This window comes from Streptomyces lancefieldiae, assembly GCF_031845825.1.
Classification (GTDB): domain Bacteria; phylum Actinomycetota; class Actinomycetes; order Streptomycetales; family Streptomycetaceae; genus Streptomyces; species Streptomyces lancefieldiae.
This window is the reverse complement of sequence record NZ_JAVRFH010000466.1, coordinates 1-216: the sequence shown is the minus strand read 5'-3', so window position 1 is coordinate 216 and position 216 is coordinate 1. Positions and strand designations below refer to the sequence as shown.

The window sequence follows — 216 nt, the reverse complement described above, 5'->3', positions numbered from 1 at the left end:
TGTCGGCGGTCTCTGAACCTGGACCCCTTTGGGGTCGGTGACTTTTGACCCCGCATGTGCAGTTGTTCACCCGGTTGCCGCGCTTGGTGTGCGGCCGATGTCGCGGTTCTTGAGCCGGTAGGAGTCTCCCTTCAAGGAGAGCACATCGGCGTGATGGACGAGGCGGTCGATCATGGCGGCGGCGACGGTGTCGTCGCCGAAGACCTCTCCCCAGCG

1 protein-coding gene is annotated in these 216 nt (G+C 64.4%); it reads right to left on the bottom strand.

From position 1 onward, the window contains the following. Positions 1-66 precede the first annotated feature (66 nt). Positions 67-216 (bottom strand): ATP-binding protein (locus RM812_RS42965; protein WP_311586575.1); only part of this gene is annotated, 150 nt, incomplete at its 5' end.